Consider the following 18,289-nt stretch of genomic DNA (forward strand, 5'->3'; position numbering starts at 1 on the left):
TAACGTCCCCTTATTCTTTATCTAGTTTCATTATAACAAATTGGCTGGGTAAAAAAACAGCCAATTGGACGGTGTGGTATCCAGCCAATTTTACTATGCTAAGGTAGTGGAAGGGGAGATTCGGATGAAACGATGGCAAATGGAATGGCTCCTAATATCAGTTGCTTTAGTATGGGGAGCGAATTATACAATTGGAAAATATGGAGTGGCGTATATGTCATCCATTCAATTTAATAGTTTACGATTTTTAGTTGCATCTCCGGTATTATTATTGATTACATTTTTTATGGAACGATCGCTACGAATTGAGAGAAAAGATTGGTTAAGATTATTAGTGGTTGGGATAGTTGGAACAACATTGTATCAAACATTATTTATGTTATCTGTAAAATATACATCAGCAACAAATGCGTCACTATTAATTGCGATGTCACCTATTTTTACAGGGATTTTAGCAGTGTTACACAAACAAGAACGTTTTTCGATGAAGATTCAAATCGGTTCTTTATTATCCTTTAGCGGCGCAGCACTTGTTTTATTAACAGGGCATACGAATCAATCTACATATGAGTATGCTTGGCTTGGAAATCTAATTGGATTAGTTGCTGCGATTGCTTGGGGTTGGTATCCAATTCTTGCACAGCCACTTATTACAAAATATTCGGCAATGCGAGTAACATCTTGGTCTACATTAATTGGCATTGTGCCACTTGTCGTATATTGTTTATTCAACGTAAATACACTAACATGGCCGACAGATACGTTAAGCTGGGGTTCATTAGGTTATTCAATCCTCTTTGCAACAGTCTTTGGACTTGCGATGTGGTATGTTGGTATTAGCAAAATTGGCTCTACAAAAGTAATGGTCTATATGTATCTTGTCCCGTTGTTTGCTGTCATTTTTGCCGCAGTAACAATTGGAGAAAGAATAAATACGATGCAATTGCTTGGCGGACTTGTTATATTTATTGGTTTGTACGTTGTGAAAAAAGGAGCGGTAAAAAAGCCCGCTTTCAATTTGAAAAAAGTAAGTTAATGTAAAAATAGCGTTTGTTTCACTGCCCATTGTTTTATAATTTATATAGAAATATACGTATGGAATTGTAACATAGGGCTTTTTTCAAAGCCCTATGTTTATTCTAATTAGCTTCAATTCTAAGTGCTTGAATATCACGACAGTCCAAAACAATTACAGAGCCAGGTTCTGTTGTGTTATCCACAAAGGTTGCGCAAAAATTATCTGGATTAAAGTTAGTAAAAATAAGATCCTCTAGTGTTGTTCCTGTAAGAAAAACATCTACTTCTGTACCTAACTGTAATCTTTCTAATTGTTCGCAGGCACATTTTGTATGCTTAGTCATATAAAAAACCTCCTTTTCTCGATTTACTATTAATATATTAATCAATCAAATAGAATGTTTGGATTAATAACCCAGTAATACTAATTATTTTGCTAGTTTATATTTTTAAATGTACGGGGCGTGGAAATGAAGGAAGCTGAAGACGCAAAAAAGGTTACAGCATTTTATTATACAAATCAAAAAGTAGAATCGGTAGAGGGACGTATGTGGTTTGTAGAGTTGCTTTTATCTGATGAAGTACGAGTAAAAAGAAGGTGATAATCTTTAACGATATGGAAATGTCTACTTATTACGGAGTGGGCGGTGGTATACGTATTATTTTGGATATGCGTGCTCTATTTCGCTGATAATTGTCTAGGGAAATCGGAATTGAAACGTAAAATAGAAAGGACAGATATTGCAGTTAAAGATGTATTATAGGGTTTTATGAGATGAAAAAGTTAGTTCCTCTGTAGATTTGGTTTTATTTTGTTAGTTTAATAAACTAATTATTATATTATAGAAAATTAATAATATATCATGGTAAAATATACTATATAAATATTGATTATTACATAGATTGGAGAATGGCAGAATGAAATTAAACTTACTAAAAGCGGGGGTACTGACTAGTTTTATGCTTTTATGTTGGTCTTATGAAGAGGTTCCCGCTTCTGCAGCATCTACGTGTGGGCCGTACGGTCAAATTAAGCCGAATCAAAATCCCTCTCGTCAGCACATGAATTGCTTACTAACGAACGCAGCATTAAAAGCAAATGTTCCTCCTGAAGTTGTAAAAGCTGTGGCTGCACAAGAAAGTGGCTGGAAACAATTTGATGGAAACGGCCGGCCAATCATAGCGCAAGACGGTGGGATTGGGATTATGCAAATTACAAATCAGTCCAAGTACGATCAACAAAAGTTAAAATACGATATTGAGTATAATATTCAAGCGGGTGTTGAAGTTCTTCGTGGTATGTATCAGCGAACGGATCTTCCTAAGATAAAGTCTGCTGGACCAGAAGGAATTGAAAACTGGTACTTCCCTGTTATGGCTTATAATGGAACAAAACCTGCAAATAGCCCTTTATATAAGGCTAATGGCCAGAAAAATTCAAACGCTTATCAAGAAAAAGTATTTGCTATTCTTGAACAATACAGTTTTTTAAATGATACGAAATTGGCACAGTTCCCTTTCCGTACAGCTGATTTCGAATATGACCCTAACACTAGCAAAAATATTGTATTTAAAAAGAAAGAGTACACACTAACAGGTTTACATCCCTCTACATACCATCTTAAAACAGGCGACCAAGTACTTGTAACAAGAGATGGAGTGAACTTAAGATCCAAACCCACTTCCGTATCAAGTGGGAAGCCGTTAAGTAAAAATACGAACTTGATTATTCAGGGGAACTTTGCATATGATGAATCTTTAAACAGTAATAATCAGTTTGTATGGTATCCAGTCAAAACGGCAGATCAAAAACTAGTAGGTTATATTTCTTCTGCGTACATTATGAAAAAAGGTGTACCTTTACCTCCAAAGGTGAATGCGGTCACAGATAAAGATAAGGTAGTGACAGGAACAGCTGAACCTAATTCTAGTATCTCTGTAAAATCTGGAACGACATTTATTGGTAAAGGAAAAGCGAATTCACAAGGAGTATTCTCAATTGTGATACCTTTACAAAAAGCAGGGACAAGAATAAGTGTAATAGTAAAGGATAGTGCAGGCAATAGCAGCCCATTTACAACAATAAGCGTACTAGATAAAACACCTCCAACTATCCCAAATGTAAATAAACTGACCAGTAAGGATACAGTGATAACAGGAACAACTGAGCCTAATACAGATGTGAATGTAAAAGTGGCTTCAACTCTTATTGGTAAAGGAAAGGCAAACTCAAAAGGACAGTTTTCAATTAAGATACCAGTACAAAAAATGGGAACGAGAGTAAGCGTAGTAGTAAGAGATAGTGCGGGGAATTATAGCCCATCCAAGGTAATAGAAGTAAGTAAGTAAGTAAGTAAGTAAGTAAGTAAGTAAGTAAGTAAGTAAGTAAGTAAGTAAGTAAGTAAGTAAGTAAGTAAGTAAGTAAGTAAGTAAGTAAGTGAAATATGTAAAGTATTTACAAGTAGGATCGAAATAGATCGGTCCTACTTGTATTGGCTCTGTTAAAGTAAAATGTTCATAAACGATATTTAAAACACCACCTGTTTGGGTGTAAGTAGTTCAGATAACATGGAGAAAAAGCCTAATCACAGTATAAATAGCGCATGATTTTGCAACACAATTTGCATATTAAATAATAGTATATTTAGCATATAAAAACGCTTGGGATTATCCAAACGTTTTTATATACTATATTTAAGCTTTATTCAACTAAAGCACCTTTGTTCGTATTTCCTGTTGTACAGATAAGAAGCAGATTTTATGAATTGGCTTATAAGTTGAAGATAGGATAGATTTTTAATAAGTGAATAGATGTCTATGTTAATATGAAAATATAAATACTCATAAATCAGATTTAAAAATGTAACTAGTTAAAAAAATCTCAATTTATTAGAGGTGAAAGATATGGTGGAAGAGAGAAGAAGTGTTACAGGATATGAAGAACAATACGATGTTACCCGATCTGGTAGAATTATAATAAAAAAAAATAACCAAGTTCGTCATAAAAAAGGAGATGAATATGGGTATAAGTATGTTCATCTACATAAGAAGGGTACTAGGGAACTCTGTAAAACATTTGATGTATGGCGAGAGGCGTTCCATGATGCGGACATAAGTGAATATAAAGGTATAAAATAGGATTCTAAAAAATAAAAAGAACCAAAATGGTTCTTTTTGTGTTTTTTGAAATAGAAATTATACTGCTTGTACATGAATATTTGAAAGGGGTGAATTTAGTTATGGAGCAGGTAATAGCAGAGTTTTTTTCTCCAAGTAAAAAATATAAAGTTCAAATAATAAAACGAAAAGATGACTTATATACAACGGAAGTCTATCGGTGGATGGAGGATTGTGGATATGAGTTTTGGAGTTTTATGTCTCAAGGGCTGTCTTTGATAGATTGTGAAGAACATGCGCGAAAGATAGCTATTGAACAGTTGAAAGAGTGTTCTAGAGAAAATCTTAATACAGACGTGTTAAAAGATTGAATTAATTAGAATTGAAGTCTTTATCATGTCTGAGTGTGAGGATTAAGATAGGAAAGTTAGAAGCTGCTAAAAAGGTTCGTAATATACACGTTGATTCCACTTAACCGTTTACTACGTTCCTTATAGGTAATCCCTTTCTTTTTTTCTCTTTTGGCTTGTTCTATCAACCTTTTCTCAATGGAATTCTCTAATTAAATAACAATAATAAACGCAGAGAAGGGATAGCTTAATCGCTATCCCTTCATCTTAATTTCACTATCTAATCCCATTGGTTGAAGAAAGTTGTTGTCTGTTTTTATTGAGTGTCTTCATCGCTTTTGTACTCCAAAATATCACCTGGTTGACAATCCAAAGTCTTACATATCGCTTCTAATGTTGAAAAACGAACCGCTTTTGCTTTCCCATTTTTCAGAATGGAAAGATTCGCCATCGTAATCCCAACCCTCTCCGAAAGCTCCGTTACGCTCATTTTTCGTTTTGCTAACATCACATCAATATTAATAATAATTGCCATATTCTCCACCTCAGACCGTTAAATCATTTTCTGATTTTATATTAATAGCTTCTTGTAAAAGTCTTTGGAGAACAGCAGCAAAAACGGCGATCACCATAGAGGCGAAAATAATGACCAATCCGATTGGTATGATACTTGGAGGGTCAACTCTTTCCGCTATGAGATAGTAGAGTGGCATACCTAGCAAGTACAAGGTACTGATCGTGATGGCACAGTATTTTATATTCTTTAAAGCCTTTACCGATAATTCCGAGAACGCTTGGTTCTTATCAATATAGCTTAAAAGTTTAAAAGCTTGATACAGAGCAAAGTAAAAAGGTATGGCTGCCGCGTACATATCGATTAAAACGAGAGATTTCATATAAGCAATATCTGGATACAATTCTCCAGCAAAATTCCCGAACTTAGGCACCAAAAATATGCACAATGCAAGAACTGGGATTCCTATAAAAATAACAGCTAGCTTTAAAAAGAGTGTCGTAACTTGTTTCATAAAATGCACCTCGCTTATTTAATGACAACATGATTTTATCATGTGATTTATCGTTTTACAATAAATTCATATTGTTTTTTATTATATTATTATTGTTATTGAAATATCCTTTTAATTTTGACAAAAATAAAAAGCATTTCTCATTACAAAGAAATGCTCTTACTTTAAAATGTTAAATTTACAACTTGTTCAACAAAACTTCCAAATAGTTTAATAAAGTAAATCAACAACGAAAGATAACAGAACCTTGAAATAAAAAATTTTCATGTGTTAAAAGAAATTAATAACTTATAAAACAAAAAAGTGAGATGAAATTTGTGTTTTGGGGTATTTGCTTTTCTTAGCTTGATGGTGATGTGGCGAGACCCCAATATGTAAAATAACTTAATAATCTATCAAAAGAATTGATCTCGGCATATGGTTTTATTTCGGTGTCATTCTTGATCATATAAGGATTGAACCATATGCCCTTTATATTCGCATTTTGACAGCCACCAATATCTTTTTCTATGTCATCTCCAACGAATAATGCTGCTTCCGGTTGCACATTAAGCTTATTTAATGCTAATTCAAATATACGTTTGTCAGGTTTACTAAATCCCACTTCTTCAGAAATAATTATTATATCAAAACAACTATTTAAATTGGTGTTAATTATTTTAGCCTTTTGTCTCTGAGTTGAGCCATTTGTTATAATTGCAACTTTAACATGCATCTTTATAGTATTTATGATATTTATAGTATTTTGGTTTATAGAAAAACAATGAGGAAAATTATTATTCCAAAAATCTTGAATGTAATTCCGTGGCAATCTATATTTTGGTGGGAATTCATCAAAAAATGATTCCAAAACTTTTACTTTGTCACTGTAGCCATAGCTTCTTTTATCATATTCTTTGAATTTCTGCAACATTTCGTTTTTTACTGAATGTTGTTTAACATCCCCATAGCACTTCTCTAAAATAATTGAAAACAAGTTATCTACTGCCTTATCCCTATCAAGTAAGGTATCATCTAAATCAAATAGCATTGCTTTATAACCCCTCAAACAACTTCACAGCCTTTCTCACATTATATAAATAATCCCTAGTGTTATGGTGACGAATCACTTTAAGGATGATTTTCCCATATATTTTTGATAGATCGAACTAGCCACCACTGTATCTAAAAAAGCTACCCCAACTGATTTAAATAGAGTAATTTCATCAGAGTTTGAACGTCCTTGTTTATGTCCTAAAATAATATCCCCGAGCTCACTATGTACATTTGAAAAATCCCATTCATTTTTTTCGCTTGCAATCAAGAAATCACCAGCTTCATGCTGTACACCTTCTAATGTATCTACAATAATTTTATCGCTGCGCTGTAATGTAGTGAAATCGAGTTCTTGCATATGAGGTTGGTAAGAACCGATTCCATTAATATGAGTACCAGGTTTAATGTATTTTCCATCAAACACAGGAGTAGTGGAGGTGGTACTACAAATGACAATATCAGCCATTGCAACAGCTTCGTCAGCTGATTCCATAATTTCAATGGATCCTTTCCAATTTGGATATAAGGAGAGTAACTGATTTTTAAATTCAAATGCTTTTTGCATTGTACGGTTTACAAGGAGAATACGAGTTAGAGAACGAACTTCCATAACAGCTTGTATTTGCCCGAGTGCTTGAGCGCCGCATCCGATGACAACGCAGATGCTAGCATCTTGACGAGCGAAATGATTTGTCGCAATACCACTCATTGCTCCTGTGCGAAGTGTTGTTAAATAGGAAGCTTCAATTGTCGCGACATGATCTCCAGTATTTGTTTCTGTTAAAACGATTAAGCTTTGTAGTGCTTTTTTCCCTTTTTGCGTATTTTGAGGGAAGATACTAACGATTTTCGTAGATGCAAATTCAATTGGAGCTACATAAGAGGGCATATAAAGGGAGTTTGCCTCTTCTTGAGAGTGTTGTATATTTAGCCTTACAGGTGTTGTAATCTCATTGTTCATATAGTACTGGAATGCCTTTTCGACGTCTTGCAAGCAATCTTTCATTTTATAAGTTTCTTGTACCATTTCTTCTGTAATATGAATCATTTCAATTATCCTCCTTTTAATAGAAAAGGGGGAGTTGAAAATCCCCCAATTGACTAGGCTTGTATATCTTGCTTTTGTACATTTTCTGCAATTTGCTTTGTTGAAACGGCAGTGATAGCGATTAAAGAAATGCAGCAAGTAAGTACAATATATAAAGCTACCGGAACCCAAGAATTGTTATACACATTCATTAAATAAGCAGCAATCATCGGTGCTGTCCCACCAGCTAATGCAGCTCCTAATTGATAACCTAGCGTAACGCCAGTATAGCGTACTTGAGTGGAGAAAATTTCAGAGAATAATGTACCTAATACGGCGGTTACAGGTGCCCATAAAATACCTAAACCGATAACAGTTGCGAGAATGATAGAGAAAGTTGTTCCTTGGTTTAGTATTAAGAAATAGGGAAAAGCATATAAGAGAATTGCAATCGTGCCCCATATGTACATTTTCTTTCTTCCAATTGAATCTGAAAGTTTTCCCATAATCGGAATCATAATAGTAGTAATGAGCATAGCGATTGTAACTGCGTTTAAGACAGTTGTATTGGGTAGTTTTAGCTGCGATGTCCCATAAGAAACAATGAATGTCGAGAAAATATAGAAGGGACCTGTTTCCGCTACCTTTGCTCCTGTAGCGATAAGTACAGATTTCCAATGATGACGTAAAGTGTCAGCAATAGGTAGTTTTGAAATATTTCCGCTTTCTTTTGCTTTTTTGAAATCTGGTGTTTCATCTAATCCGTTTCGAATCCATAACCCTATGAATACCAATACGGCACTTAAAATAAATGGAACTCGCCATCCCCACGTTACAAATTTATCACCAGAAATCATTGTCATGAAAGAGATCGCAGCAGTTCCGAGTAACATTCCAATTGTTACACCTGTTTGAGGGATGCTACCAAAAAGTCCTTTTTTTTCCTTCGGTGCATATTCTACGGCTAATAGTAAAGCACCACCCCATTCGCCGCCAATTCCTAATCCTTGAATAATTCTTAGTAATATTAAAAGAATAGGAGCTAGTATACCGATAGTTTCGTATGAAGGAAGCAAACCAATGCATACTGTCGCCCCTCCCATCAGAGATAGGGTTAACACAAGTGTCTTTTTTCTTCCGATTTTGTCACCGATATGACTAAAGATAATCCCTCCAAGTGGACGGATAAAAAATGGAATACCAAAAGAAAGATAAGAAAGCATGAGTGCGACAAGAGGATCTTCGTTTACAAAAAACAATTTGTTAAATACAAGTGCAGCAGCAGTTCCATATAAGAAGAAATCAAACCATTCGATAGAACTACCAATTAAACTAGCTATGAGTGCTTTTTTCTGGACAGAGTTTTGTTGATTCATCAGTTCACCTCTTTTGCTTTTAATATTCTAATTATTAAGAATATTTTATATAAAATGTTTTTATATGTCAAAGTTTTAGGACGTGGAGGAAGTATTGTTTTAAATAGCAAATATTATAAAGTGATGTTTTTCATTAGAATGGAAGGGGTTTAGAATAGTAGATATTTGTATTTACCTAATAATCAGAAGTATAGATAAAATGGGGAATAATAGGATGAGAGGAAGAGAGAAATGAAAGTAAGACACCTTCAAGACGAAGATTATGTAACGATTCATTCCGTGCTTAATGAGTGGTGGGGCGGGAGAAATATGGCTGATATGTTGCCGAAACTTTTTTTCGTTCATTTCCGAGAAACAAGTTTTATTATCGAGCAGGATGGGGAGATTACAGGGTTTTTATGTGGATTTTTCTCACAAACATATACCGATGAAGCATATGTTCATTTTATTGGAGTAAATCCAAAGCATCGAAGAAAGGGCATAGCTTCTACATTATACTCTTATTTTTTCGATGCAGCTCGCGCAAATAATCGTCATATTGTAAAAGCGGTAACTTCTCCGGTAAATAAAAAATCAATTCAATTCCATCAAGAAATTGGATTTGAAATTGAAATAGGTGATGGGGAAGTAGATGGAGTATCTGTACATACAAATTATGATGGGGATGGAGGGAGCAGGGTATTATTTGTGAAGAAGATGTAGAAAAGTATTATGAAAACTTTCATTTACATGGTGAGACATGGCGAATCACCAAAAACAGAAGAAAATAAAAGAACAAGAGGGTTAACTGAAAGAGGGAAATTAGATACTTATCGAATAACTGATATATTACAAGGGGAAGGTATTGAGGTTTTTGTTTCAAGCCCATACCACCGATCCATCCTAACTATTCAGGAGTTAGCTAAACGTTTAGGGCAAGAAGTTTTAGTATTTGAAGATCTAAAAGAGAGGGTTTTTTCTGCTGAAGACAAGCGAATATCTGATAAGGAATTATTACCTTTGTTAAAAAAATCATTTTCTGATCCAAACTTCGCTTTAAAGGGAGGAGAGTCTAATGCAGTTTGTCAGAACCAAGCTATAAAAGTTTTAAAAGAATTATTAAAGACTTATCGGGGCCAGAAAGTAGTATTAGGCACCCATGGAGCTGTTATGACTTTGATGATGGGATATTATGACAATCAGTACGGTTTGAACTTTTTACTACATACATCAAAACCGGATATATACAGAATGGAATTTCATGATCAGGAATTGGTGGAAGTTAATAGGTTGTGGAAATGTTAATAGAAGTGTTTATTTGCCCTACTATCTAAAATCGTGGTTTGGAAAAAGGATATTTGTATAATGGAATTCTCTTGAAACTATTACCACACCTATTCGCAAACATAGTTACATTTATAAATTTTAGAGGTCAAAAATGTTAGCAATTTCATTAATTTTCATGGCTTTGGGAATTGAAGAAAAGCAACAACATTTTTTATAGAGCATAATAAGTAAGCACCTTTTTTTCATCACCCCCATAACTTTTTAACCAGGAAAATCGTTATATAAAATGAATACTAATTTTATAAGTTATGAAAATGAATGGGGGAAAATTATGAAGGTCCTTATATTAGGAGGTACTCGTTTTTTAGGAAGAGCTTTAGTAGAAGAAGCATTGAAAAGAGGGCATGAAGTCACCTTATTTAATCGTGGCACGAATAAAGATGTATTTCCTGAAGTAGAGCAGCTAACCGGCGATAGAGGCAGTGATGTATCATGTTTAGCAAATCGAAAATGGGATGTTGTAATGGACACATGTGGATTTTCTCCTCATCAAATTAAAAAAATCGCTGCTGTACTTGGAGATAACATCGAACATTATACATTTATATCAAGTATCTCTACTTACAAAGATTGGATTCCACTTCATATTAAGGAAGGCTATCGTGTACAGCCTATGCCGCCTAGCGATAAGTTGAAAGCGGTTGAGGATGGGGAAATATCTCCTTACGAGTATTATGGAGCACTTAAAGTTTTATGCGAAGAAGAAGTAGAAAAATATTGGCCGGGGCGTGTTTTGCATATAAGAGCAGGGCTTCTTGTTGGACCATTTGACTATTCAGATCGACTCCCGTACTGGGTTCAGCGTGTAGCACAGGGTGGGAAAATAATGGTGCCAGGGCGTTCAGACCGTCCTGTTCAACTGATTGACGTGAAAGATGTGGCAACCTGGGCATTCGATATGGCAGAAAACAGAAAAGTAGGCAAGTTTAATGTAACAGGGCCGAATAATGAATTGACGATAGAAGAACTATTAAATACTTGTAAAGCAGTAACAAATAGCGATGCTGAATTTGTATGGGTAGAAGAACAATTTTTAATTGAGAATAAAGTACAGCCATGGACGGAGATGCCTTTATGGATTCCTGAAACTTTCCCATTAGAAGGGGAAACAGAGCCGTGGAAAGGTGGTTTTTTCATCAGTATAGAAAAAGCTGTTAACGCTGATCTTTCTTTCAGGCCTATTGAAGATACCATTTGTGATGTATATCAATGGGAGAAATCGAGACAGGATACAGAACGAAAGGCAGGTATATCAAGAGAAAGAGAGGCCGAATTGCTAGAGGTTTGGTTTCAGAAGGAGATATTATGATGAGAGTATATACTCATCAAGCAGAGAAAAAATTTTGCAAGGAAATAGATTCTGCTAAATTGGGAATCCAAAAGATCTGATATGATTGTGTAATAAAATTTAGATTTCAAAAAAATATTCTTGCCCCGTCTTAAATTTAGACGGGGTTATATGCGTTTGGGACTTTGAAATTTTGTGCGTACGCTCTTATTTTTAGAAAAAATAATATTTTCAAAATATATACTTGAATGAAGTATATATTTTTGTTAAATTTATCCTATGGATAGAACAAGTTTAATTAAAGGTCATTTAGAGATGTGTGTGTTATCTATTTTGTCAAAGGGTAAAAGTTATGGATATGAAATTATGAAGGAGTTAGAAAAACACAATTTAAAACTGAAAGGAGTAGGAAGCATTTATCCCATTTTGACTAAGCTCAAAGATCAAGAATGGGTTCACACTTACCGTGAAATGACAGAAAGTGGTAAGGTTAGAGTTTATTATGAAATGAATGAAAAAGGGGAAATGTATCTTCAGAAAAAAATCAACGAGTGGTTGGAGTTACAACAGGATATAAAATCCCTACTGCAAAGTGGTTTGAAAGGAGAACATTTCGAATGAACATGAGATTGAATATGGAAGAAACACAATTCTTAAATGAAGTTCTTGAAGAGTTAAAACAATACAAAGTAAGTTCAAAGAACAGAAAAGTTATTAAACAGCAACTTTTAGAACATATTCAAGAATGTCGTGAACATGGCCAAGATAGTCTAAATGATTTAGGAGATACAACAACATTTATCAAAGATTTTTTAGAAATGAATGAAATTGATCTTCATTCTGAAATAAAACAGATACGAAAATCAAAAAATAGAACAGGCATTTTATTTGTGATTGGATTCCTTACTTCAATTGTTACCTACCTCACTTCACAACTCTTACTATCTATGTTTTTAACAGAATCATTTAATCCACTACATACTAATAATTCGTTTGACTATAATATTTTGTATCAGATAGCAGATAATTCTTGGTGGAATTCTCTGTTAATGATTACCAGCGTTTCTATTTCCATACTAATTTCCACGCTGATAGTGTTTTATATAAGAAAAGTAAATATAAGCAGGTGAATGTTAATATGAAAATACTAAAATTCATGGTCATTTTTATATGCTTATTATGGAATGTGGTGATTTTATTTCTACCAGCCTCGAAAGTCTCCGCAGAAAAAGATATTAAGAATACTATAGACAACTATGTAGAAACTTTTTTAAAAGAACATCGAATTCCAGGAGCTTCGATTGCTATTGTTCATGAAAATGATTTATTTTATTCTAAAGCATGGGGTGTAACGGAAGAAACTGAGGAAAAAGTAACGACTGAAACTCCCTTTACTATAGGTTCGATAAGTAAATCATTAACAGGTTTAGCTATAATGAAATTAATGGAAGAAGGTAAAGTTGACCTTGAAGATCCAGTTCAAAAATACATCCCATGGTTTACACTTAAAGATAAAGAAGCAGCATCAAACATAACAATTAAACATCTGCTTACTCATTCAAGTGGAATTAGTACGTATTCTGGTTTATCAATATCAGATAAAGAATCTAAAGACTTTCATGCTATTAAAAACAATGTAGAAAACCTATCAAATGTTACACTTACCGTTTCACCTGGAGAAAAGCATCAATATAGTAATGCTAATTTCCTGATTCTTGGTGCTCTTATTGAAGAAGTTACCAATCAAACATATTCTGACTACATGAAGCAGGAAGTATTTTTACCATTAGGTATGAAAAGTGCCGCGGCTGATAATGATACTGCATATAAAAAAGGATATCTTGCTGGTTATCAGTCATGGTTTGGAATCCCTAGAAAAAGTTCGGTAACATATGATAATGGAGGAGCACCATATGGGTACATAACGGCAAGTGCAGAAGATATGCTTCAATACATTAAATTCCTTAGCCGACAAGAGAATGCCAATTTTTTAACTGAAAATACTATGAATCTTTATGTATCACCGCATGTTCAAACAGGTGAAAACCGCTACTATGGCTTAGGGGTAAGAATCACAAATCCAGTTTCTGATGAAAAAATGATATGGCATTCAGGCTCAACCCCTGATTCACATGCAGAAATGTTTTTTATACCGAAAACGGGTTGGGGCGGTGTGATTCTCACCAATAAAAATCATATTTTGGAAGAAGAGGCACTTTCCTATTTGAAGCAAGGTATTATAAATGTAATAAATGGAAATGAACCAGTTGATATACCTTCAAATACTCCTATTGTTCAATTGGTTACAATTGGGGTAATATGTTTACTTTTTGTAATGCTCGTTTATTTGTTGATAAAGATGAAATCAAAAAAAATTCGTAAAAGAAGCGTATGGTGCATTTCTGGTATTATTTTCTTAGTGCTATCTATCGCTACAATTCCGGTACTCATTTATAGTACGGATTCTCCATGGCATGCGATTTATGTGTTTTCTCCAGATTTAGCTTATTTATCAATTGGAGTAGTTATCCTGTTTGCGCTTAATGGATTGTTTTCTATTATCATCGCTTATAAGCAAAATTTGCAAGTGAAATATTTTAGTAGTTAAATCTAATAATCATATAAGGGTGGTACATAACAATGGATCTTACATTCAAATCAGAAAAAACGTGTTTTAACTATCGAGTCGGCGCGATATGTAAACATAATAATAAAATGTTAATGATTCAAAATGAAGGGGAAGATTTCTGGTATATACCAGGTGGACGAGTGCAGATGCTAGAAAGCAGTGAATCGGCAGTGAGAAGAGAACTTAGGGAAGAACTAGGAGTAGATGTTGATGTGAAGAGACTGCTTTGGATGGCTGAAAATTTTTTCACATATGATGAACATCAATTTCATGAAATCAGCTTTTATTATAAAGTAAATTTACTGGAGCTGCCTGCAAAGGGAGAGGATTCTTTCTTTCTTGAAGAAGACGGCAAAAGGTATGTATTTCAATGGGTACCTTTAGAGCATGTAAGTGAATATAATTTGAAACCAGATTTTCTAAAGGATAAAGTGAATGAGTTGCCTATTCATATGGAGCATATTGTTAGGAATGGATAAGAAGAGATAGGAAGATAAGAATTGGGACTTTACTTATAACTAATAAGATGATTATGGGGGGAATAACAAGAAAAGTATAAGCTTACAAAGTCTGTATGAAAAAACAATATTCCTAAATATGGAATTATAGTATAATAGAAGAGAAACACAAGGAAATGAGGGGAACAGCTATGATTACATTGCAACAAAAGCTGGAGCAATACACACATATATATGCACAGTTAAAAGGGGAACTAAAATGGAAAACTAGTGATTCTCGGACAGGGATGATGATTGCCGCTATGTATGCAGGCAGTGATAAGTCGTTTCATCTTGGGCGTTTTTTAGAAATCAGTAATTATATTAAGGATCAGGTAGGGATGTTTTCCTATTTAAAGTCCTATCATCGCTTTGTGGTTGCCGCAACATTAGATATTCACTTTACCCATTACAAAGAAGCGTTTCAGAAGTTTCTAGACTTATATGAACGATTAGTCGCTGGTGGTTTTAGCCGGAGTATATTTACTTATTTGGCAGCAGCTGCGCTTTTACCAGAAGAAACTGGGCAGCATGACGTACGCATTCAGCGGTCAATGCAAGTATATAAGCGCATGAAAGAGGATCACTTCTTTCTTACAAGTACAGATGATTACCCGCTCGCTGTTTTACTAGCAGGACAATCAGAGAAAGTAGAGACGCTTATGGATCGAGTGGAACGTCTCTATCAGAAGCTGGCGGCAGCTGGTATGTACAAAGGGAATAATCTTCAATTTTTAAGTCATATTCTTTCTCTAAAGAAGGATGTCAGTGAAGATATTTTAGTAGCACAGTGCACAAACATATGGAATCTGCTAAAGCGAGAAAAGGTAAAAGTAAAACAAATGCATTATCCGGCTATCGGGCTACTAGCGTTGCTTGAGGATGGAGAGAAAGAGGTTCATTCTATTCGAGCATTCATTGAAAAATTGCAGGGGGACAAATTATTCCGCTGGCATACGGATGCAAATATTCTTATTGCTATCCAATTGTTCGTAAGTCAGAAAGGTGCGGAAAGTCAGGCTGCCAACACAGGTTTACAAACAATGATAGAGGTTCTTATACAGGCACAGCAGGCTGCTATGATCGCAGCAATTACAGCTTCTACAGCAGCGGCATCAGCTAGCAGTGGATCATAACGTGCAATGCGCGGCATGAACTTTTTCAAAAAGGGTTACATAGACTGAGAAGTCGCTTGTCTGCTGACAAGCGACTTCTTAGTCTATGTTAAATTAATGAGGTAAGCGTCAAATATTCCCCACCTACTTTTTGTAAATAGCCCATGAGATAATCTCCTTACATACTATATGTTACATGTGGAGTTTTTTAATCCAAATTTGGCTTCTCCACCAATTTTATCCCGCTATTTTAGGACAGTAAGACTCCCACCTCAAAATTCGGCAAAACAAAGAAGTTAGGTGGGAGATCGACTGTCCGTAAAAGCCCGATTGGTGAGGGCTGATTAAAGTTTCACTTTATCGAAAGATGTTAAATCACTAAAAAATATTTGCATTTTTAGGAAGTTGTATATCGGTTTCATATAAGTGCAGTAAGTATAAGAAATGCCATTCAATAACTTTTTCTAGTATCCCTCTATCATTTAAATCTCCTGTTAATGATAAAATCTTTTATTCTTAAAAAAACATAAACTTCAATAATATGAAAGAAAATAAATGAACATATATTTAGAAAATTATAATATATTATATGGTGTTTTTTTCTATACTGTATACAAGAAACATTACAATTATCAATTTTATCCCGCATTAACGGATAGTAACACTCCCACCTCAAAATTCAACGAAAGCAAAGAAGTTAGGTGGGAGATGAACTGTCCGTAAAAGCCCGATTGGTGAGGGGTGATAATCAATGGGGGGTGGAGAAAACCCCCACTGATTAAAGTTTCTCTTGATTACAAGCATCAGTTTTCGGTCGTTAGCACATTACAAAATGGAGGTTGTTACAATGAGTGTAAACGTAGAACAAGTTAGATTGGCAAATGATGATGAAACTTATAGAAAGTTAAATATTCATCCTACAGAACCGCAGCCAAAAGAGGATGGCATGCGCACAGATGGAAGGGAGGGTTCTTTTGAGTGGTGGTATACTGATGCCGAATTTGAGGACGGAACAACTGTAGTGACTACCTTTTACACCAAAAACCACTTTGATGTTCTTGGACCAGCATGGCCTACAGTCCAAATTGATATTACATATCCTGATGGCACCAAAATCCTTATGTCTTCTCAAGAGGCTAAAGGCAGCAGGCTTAACGCTAAAAAAGATATTTGTGATGTCAATATCAACAAATCCTACCTCAAATACCAAGATGGACAATATATCCTTCATTTTGAAGAAGGATATATTAAATATCATGCTACAATGACGTCAAAATTACCGATGTGGCGTCCAAACACCGGTCATTGGTTCTACGGAGACCAAGATGAGCACTTCTTTGCATGGTTTATTGCTCAACCATCCGCGACAATCGAAGCTACTTTGACTATTGGTGATAAAATGATTCAATTAAATGGGACTGGTTACCATGATCATAACTGGGGCAATATCGGCATGGAGAAATTGATGAATCATTGGTATTGGGGAAGAGCTAAAGTTGATGGTTTTGACATCATTGCTTGCGATATTATTGCTGAGAAGAATTATAACTACAAAAGGTTGCCTGTGTTTATGTTAGCCAAAGATGGAAAAATAATATCGGACGATCAATCTCTTACTAAAATTCAGAGAGAAGATATTATAGAACATCCCGAAACGAAAAAGTTTATGGATAATCATTTAATATACCTTCAACCTATTTCAAGTTTTGAGTCTTATACAGTAGAATTTATTAGAAATAGGGATATTGTTTCAATAAGTTTATTAGACAATTTGGATTCTACTCAGGCTTTGATAGCCAAAAAGTCAGGGGCTAACCCTACCTATACTCGTATCTTAGGGGATGTTCACCTGACTCATGAATTGAATGGTGTGAAAAAAAATTATAAAGCTGAGGGTTTATGGGATCAAATGTTCTTCGGGAATAATAAATATGCTATCATCAACAATTAGCTAAGAGAGAATGAATAGCTTCACTTTTCACTCATAATTTGTGAAAGATCAGACTGTTTACAAAACCTTGTTTTTCGAGTTTATCTGGATAGAGCGCTCTTTTTATTTTCTGTTTGTGAAGTTTCGGAATACGAGTTGAAAGCATATTGGTGTCTACTATTATGTCAGTCATACTATGGGGGAGTTCCCGAAGATGAAGTATCAAATGATTGGGGCATTATCGAAGAATGAGATGAACCCATTAAAATTGATGTGAATTCAACCTTGTGGTTTAAAAATAAGCCACCTAAGTACAATTTAAATTTCTGGAATGTTGTCGATGAATGGATAGTAATTGGTTTTTAAGTATAATTTGATAATAAATTCTCTACTTAGTTATGATGCTTTAAACGCCCCGATAAAAGTGTCATATCACTCGTGAAATATTATAGAAAAAGCGAATCTAAGGAATTAAACTTTCTTTAGATTCGCTTTTTTATTTTATCCCGCATTAAAGGACAGTAACACTCCCACCTCAAAATTCAGCGAAAGCG

General features: G+C 34.6%; 20 protein-coding genes and 1 pseudogene. 15 read left to right on the forward strand and 6 right to left on the reverse strand.

The window, feature by feature from the left end:
- The first annotated feature begins 124 nt into the window (after positions 1-124).
- Positions 125-1,036: a DMT family transporter gene (locus BPMYX0001_RS12595; protein WP_033797787.1), complete on the forward strand. Its 912-nt coding sequence runs from the start codon at positions 125-127 to the stop codon at positions 1,034-1,036.
- 103 nt (positions 1,037-1,139) lie between these two features.
- Here the strand turns inward: BPMYX0001_RS12595 and BPMYX0001_RS12600 are convergent, their stop codons facing one another.
- Positions 1,140-1,361 (reverse strand): hypothetical protein, encoded by a 222-nt coding sequence (locus BPMYX0001_RS12600; protein ID WP_003198239.1) that lies wholly within the window; start codon positions 1,359-1,361, stop codon positions 1,140-1,142.
- Positions 1,362-1,487: 126 nt separating this feature from the next.
- On the opposite strand from BPMYX0001_RS12600, the gene BPMYX0001_RS34540 reads away from it, so the two are divergent.
- The 4 genes from BPMYX0001_RS34540 to BPMYX0001_RS12615 all read left to right on the forward strand — a co-directional run bounded on the left by BPMYX0001_RS34540 (position 1,488) and on the right by BPMYX0001_RS12615 (position 4,505).
- A complete protein-coding gene (locus BPMYX0001_RS34540) occupies positions 1,488-1,619 on the forward strand; it encodes a hypothetical protein (RefSeq protein WP_255261188.1) in 132 nt (43 codons plus the stop codon).
- A gap of 316 nt (positions 1,620-1,935) precedes the next feature.
- Positions 1,936-3,366: an Ig-like domain-containing protein gene (locus tag BPMYX0001_RS12605; protein ID WP_006095200.1), complete on the forward strand. Its 1,431-nt coding sequence runs from the start codon at positions 1,936-1,938 to the stop codon at positions 3,364-3,366.
- 555 nt (positions 3,367-3,921) lie between these two features.
- Entirely contained in the window at positions 3,922-4,155 is a 234-nt protein-coding gene (locus tag BPMYX0001_RS12610; RefSeq protein WP_206777239.1) for a 3-ketosteroid-delta-1-dehydrogenase, read from the forward strand.
- Positions 4,156-4,256: 101 nt separating this feature from the next.
- Entirely contained in the window at positions 4,257-4,505 is a 249-nt protein-coding gene (locus BPMYX0001_RS12615) for a hypothetical protein (protein WP_029426850.1), read from the forward strand.
- A gap of 295 nt (positions 4,506-4,800) precedes the next feature.
- Here the strand turns inward: BPMYX0001_RS12615 and BPMYX0001_RS12620 are convergent, their stop codons facing one another.
- The 5 genes from BPMYX0001_RS12620 to BPMYX0001_RS12640 all read right to left on the reverse strand — a co-directional run bounded on the left by BPMYX0001_RS12620 (position 4,801) and on the right by BPMYX0001_RS12640 (position 8,950).
- Positions 4,801-5,019, reverse strand: coding sequence for a helix-turn-helix domain-containing protein (locus tag BPMYX0001_RS12620; RefSeq protein WP_004434885.1), 219 nt, complete (start codon positions 5,017-5,019; stop codon positions 4,801-4,803).
- A 10-nt stretch (positions 5,020-5,029) separates the two neighbouring features.
- Positions 5,030-5,512: a DUF2975 domain-containing protein gene (locus BPMYX0001_RS12625; RefSeq protein WP_003198256.1), complete on the reverse strand. Its 483-nt coding sequence runs from the start codon at positions 5,510-5,512 to the stop codon at positions 5,030-5,032.
- A 340-nt stretch (positions 5,513-5,852) separates the two neighbouring features.
- Positions 5,853-6,542, reverse strand: coding sequence for an HAD family hydrolase (locus BPMYX0001_RS12630; RefSeq protein WP_006095203.1), 690 nt, complete (start codon positions 6,540-6,542; stop codon positions 5,853-5,855).
- Between the two features lie 75 nt (positions 6,543-6,617).
- A complete protein-coding gene (locus BPMYX0001_RS12635) occupies positions 6,618-7,595 on the reverse strand; it encodes an ornithine cyclodeaminase family protein (RefSeq protein ID WP_006095204.1) in 978 nt (325 codons plus the stop codon).
- 53 nt (positions 7,596-7,648) lie between these two features.
- Positions 7,649-8,950: an MFS transporter gene (locus BPMYX0001_RS12640; RefSeq protein ID WP_006095205.1), complete on the reverse strand. Its 1,302-nt coding sequence runs from the start codon at positions 8,948-8,950 to the stop codon at positions 7,649-7,651.
- 231 nt (positions 8,951-9,181) lie between these two features.
- Between BPMYX0001_RS12640 and BPMYX0001_RS12645 the strand changes: the two genes are divergently transcribed.
- The 10 genes and pseudogenes from BPMYX0001_RS12645 to BPMYX0001_RS34015 form a co-directional block, all read left to right on the forward strand.
- Positions 9,182-9,652: a GNAT family N-acetyltransferase gene (locus BPMYX0001_RS12645; RefSeq protein WP_003198267.1), complete on the forward strand. Its 471-nt coding sequence runs from the start codon at positions 9,182-9,184 to the stop codon at positions 9,650-9,652.
- 9 nt (positions 9,653-9,661) lie between these two features.
- Positions 9,662-10,234, forward strand: a complete 573-nt coding sequence (locus BPMYX0001_RS12650) for a histidine phosphatase family protein (RefSeq protein WP_033798951.1) — start codon at positions 9,662-9,664, stop codon at positions 10,232-10,234.
- A gap of 313 nt (positions 10,235-10,547) precedes the next feature.
- Positions 10,548-11,585, forward strand: a complete 1,038-nt coding sequence (locus BPMYX0001_RS12655; protein WP_033798952.1) for an SDR family oxidoreductase — start codon at positions 10,548-10,550, stop codon at positions 11,583-11,585.
- Positions 11,586-11,843: 258 nt separating this feature from the next.
- Entirely contained in the window at positions 11,844-12,185 is a 342-nt protein-coding gene (locus BPMYX0001_RS12660) for a PadR family transcriptional regulator (RefSeq protein WP_006095208.1), read from the forward strand.
- On the forward strand, positions 12,182-12,694 hold the full coding sequence (locus BPMYX0001_RS12665) for a hypothetical protein (RefSeq protein WP_033798953.1): 513 nt from the start codon (positions 12,182-12,184) through the stop codon (positions 12,692-12,694). The genes BPMYX0001_RS12660 and BPMYX0001_RS12665 overlap by 4 nt, the downstream gene beginning before the upstream one ends.
- Before the next feature lie 8 nt (positions 12,695-12,702).
- On the forward strand, positions 12,703-14,172 hold the full coding sequence (locus tag BPMYX0001_RS12670; protein ID WP_033798954.1) for a serine hydrolase domain-containing protein: 1,470 nt from the start codon (positions 12,703-12,705) through the stop codon (positions 14,170-14,172).
- A gap of 32 nt (positions 14,173-14,204) precedes the next feature.
- Positions 14,205-14,672 (forward strand): NUDIX hydrolase, encoded by a 468-nt coding sequence (locus tag BPMYX0001_RS12675; protein ID WP_033798955.1) that lies wholly within the window; start codon positions 14,205-14,207, stop codon positions 14,670-14,672.
- Between the two features lie 170 nt (positions 14,673-14,842).
- On the forward strand, positions 14,843-15,826 hold the full coding sequence (locus tag BPMYX0001_RS12680; RefSeq protein ID WP_033798956.1) for a DUF4003 domain-containing protein: 984 nt from the start codon (positions 14,843-14,845) through the stop codon (positions 15,824-15,826).
- Positions 15,827-16,652: 826 nt separating this feature from the next.
- Positions 16,653-17,756, forward strand: a complete 1,104-nt coding sequence (locus BPMYX0001_RS12685) for a lipocalin-like domain-containing protein (protein ID WP_033798957.1) — start codon at positions 16,653-16,655, stop codon at positions 17,754-17,756.
- Positions 17,757-17,898: 142 nt separating this feature from the next.
- Positions 17,899-18,101, forward strand: a pseudogene (locus BPMYX0001_RS34015) (SMI1/KNR4 family protein); the annotation flags it as partial.
- Between the last annotated feature and the right edge of the window lie 188 nt (positions 18,102-18,289).

The organism is Bacillus pseudomycoides DSM 12442 (assembly GCF_000161455.1).
Lineage (GTDB): Bacteria > Bacillota > Bacilli > Bacillales > Bacillaceae_G > Bacillus_A > Bacillus_A pseudomycoides.

What these genes read in the sequence shown, in the direction of transcription:
- BPMYX0001_RS12605 (WP_006095200.1), top strand. Translation starts at nt 1,936, where the DNA reads ATGAAATTAAACTTACTAAAAGCGGGGGTACTGACTAGTTTTATGCTT.
- BPMYX0001_RS34540 (WP_255261188.1), top strand. Translation starts at nt 1,488, where the DNA reads ATGAAGGAAGCTGAAGACGCAAAAAAGGTTACAGCATTTTATTATACA.
- BPMYX0001_RS12610 (WP_206777239.1), top strand. Translation starts at nt 3,922, where the DNA reads ATGGTGGAAGAGAGAAGAAGTGTTACAGGATATGAAGAACAATACGAT.
- BPMYX0001_RS12635 (WP_006095204.1), bottom strand. Translation starts at nt 7,595, where the DNA reads ATGATTCATATTACAGAAGAAATGGTACAAGAAACTTATAAAATGAAA.
- BPMYX0001_RS12615 (WP_029426850.1), top strand. Translation starts at nt 4,257, where the DNA reads ATGGAGCAGGTAATAGCAGAGTTTTTTTCTCCAAGTAAAAAATATAAA.
- BPMYX0001_RS12630 (WP_006095203.1), bottom strand. Translation starts at nt 6,542, where the DNA reads ATGCTATTTGATTTAGATGATACCTTACTTGATAGGGATAAGGCAGTA.
- BPMYX0001_RS12665 (WP_033798953.1), top strand. Translation starts at nt 12,182, where the DNA reads ATGAACATGAGATTGAATATGGAAGAAACACAATTCTTAAATGAAGTT.
- BPMYX0001_RS12660 (WP_006095208.1), top strand. Translation starts at nt 11,844, where the DNA reads ATGGATAGAACAAGTTTAATTAAAGGTCATTTAGAGATGTGTGTGTTA.
- BPMYX0001_RS12685 (WP_033798957.1), top strand. Translation starts at nt 16,653, where the DNA reads ATGAGTGTAAACGTAGAACAAGTTAGATTGGCAAATGATGATGAAACT.
- BPMYX0001_RS12600 (WP_003198239.1), bottom strand. Translation starts at nt 1,361, where the DNA reads ATGACTAAGCATACAAAATGTGCCTGCGAACAATTAGAAAGATTACAG.
- BPMYX0001_RS12675 (WP_033798955.1), top strand. Translation starts at nt 14,205, where the DNA reads ATGGATCTTACATTCAAATCAGAAAAAACGTGTTTTAACTATCGAGTC.
- BPMYX0001_RS12620 (WP_004434885.1), bottom strand. Translation starts at nt 5,019, where the DNA reads ATGGCAATTATTATTAATATTGATGTGATGTTAGCAAAACGAAAAATG.
- BPMYX0001_RS12655 (WP_033798952.1), top strand. Translation starts at nt 10,548, where the DNA reads ATGAAGGTCCTTATATTAGGAGGTACTCGTTTTTTAGGAAGAGCTTTA.
- BPMYX0001_RS12650 (WP_033798951.1), top strand. Translation starts at nt 9,662, where the DNA reads ATGAAAACTTTCATTTACATGGTGAGACATGGCGAATCACCAAAAACA.
- BPMYX0001_RS12680 (WP_033798956.1), top strand. Translation starts at nt 14,843, where the DNA reads ATGATTACATTGCAACAAAAGCTGGAGCAATACACACATATATATGCA.
- BPMYX0001_RS12670 (WP_033798954.1), top strand. Translation starts at nt 12,703, where the DNA reads ATGAAAATACTAAAATTCATGGTCATTTTTATATGCTTATTATGGAAT.
- BPMYX0001_RS12625 (WP_003198256.1), bottom strand. Translation starts at nt 5,512, where the DNA reads ATGAAACAAGTTACGACACTCTTTTTAAAGCTAGCTGTTATTTTTATA.
- BPMYX0001_RS12595 (WP_033797787.1), top strand. Translation starts at nt 125, where the DNA reads ATGAAACGATGGCAAATGGAATGGCTCCTAATATCAGTTGCTTTAGTA.
- BPMYX0001_RS12645 (WP_003198267.1), top strand. Translation starts at nt 9,182, where the DNA reads ATGAAAGTAAGACACCTTCAAGACGAAGATTATGTAACGATTCATTCC.
- BPMYX0001_RS12640 (WP_006095205.1), bottom strand. Translation starts at nt 8,950, where the DNA reads ATGAATCAACAAAACTCTGTCCAGAAAAAAGCACTCATAGCTAGTTTA.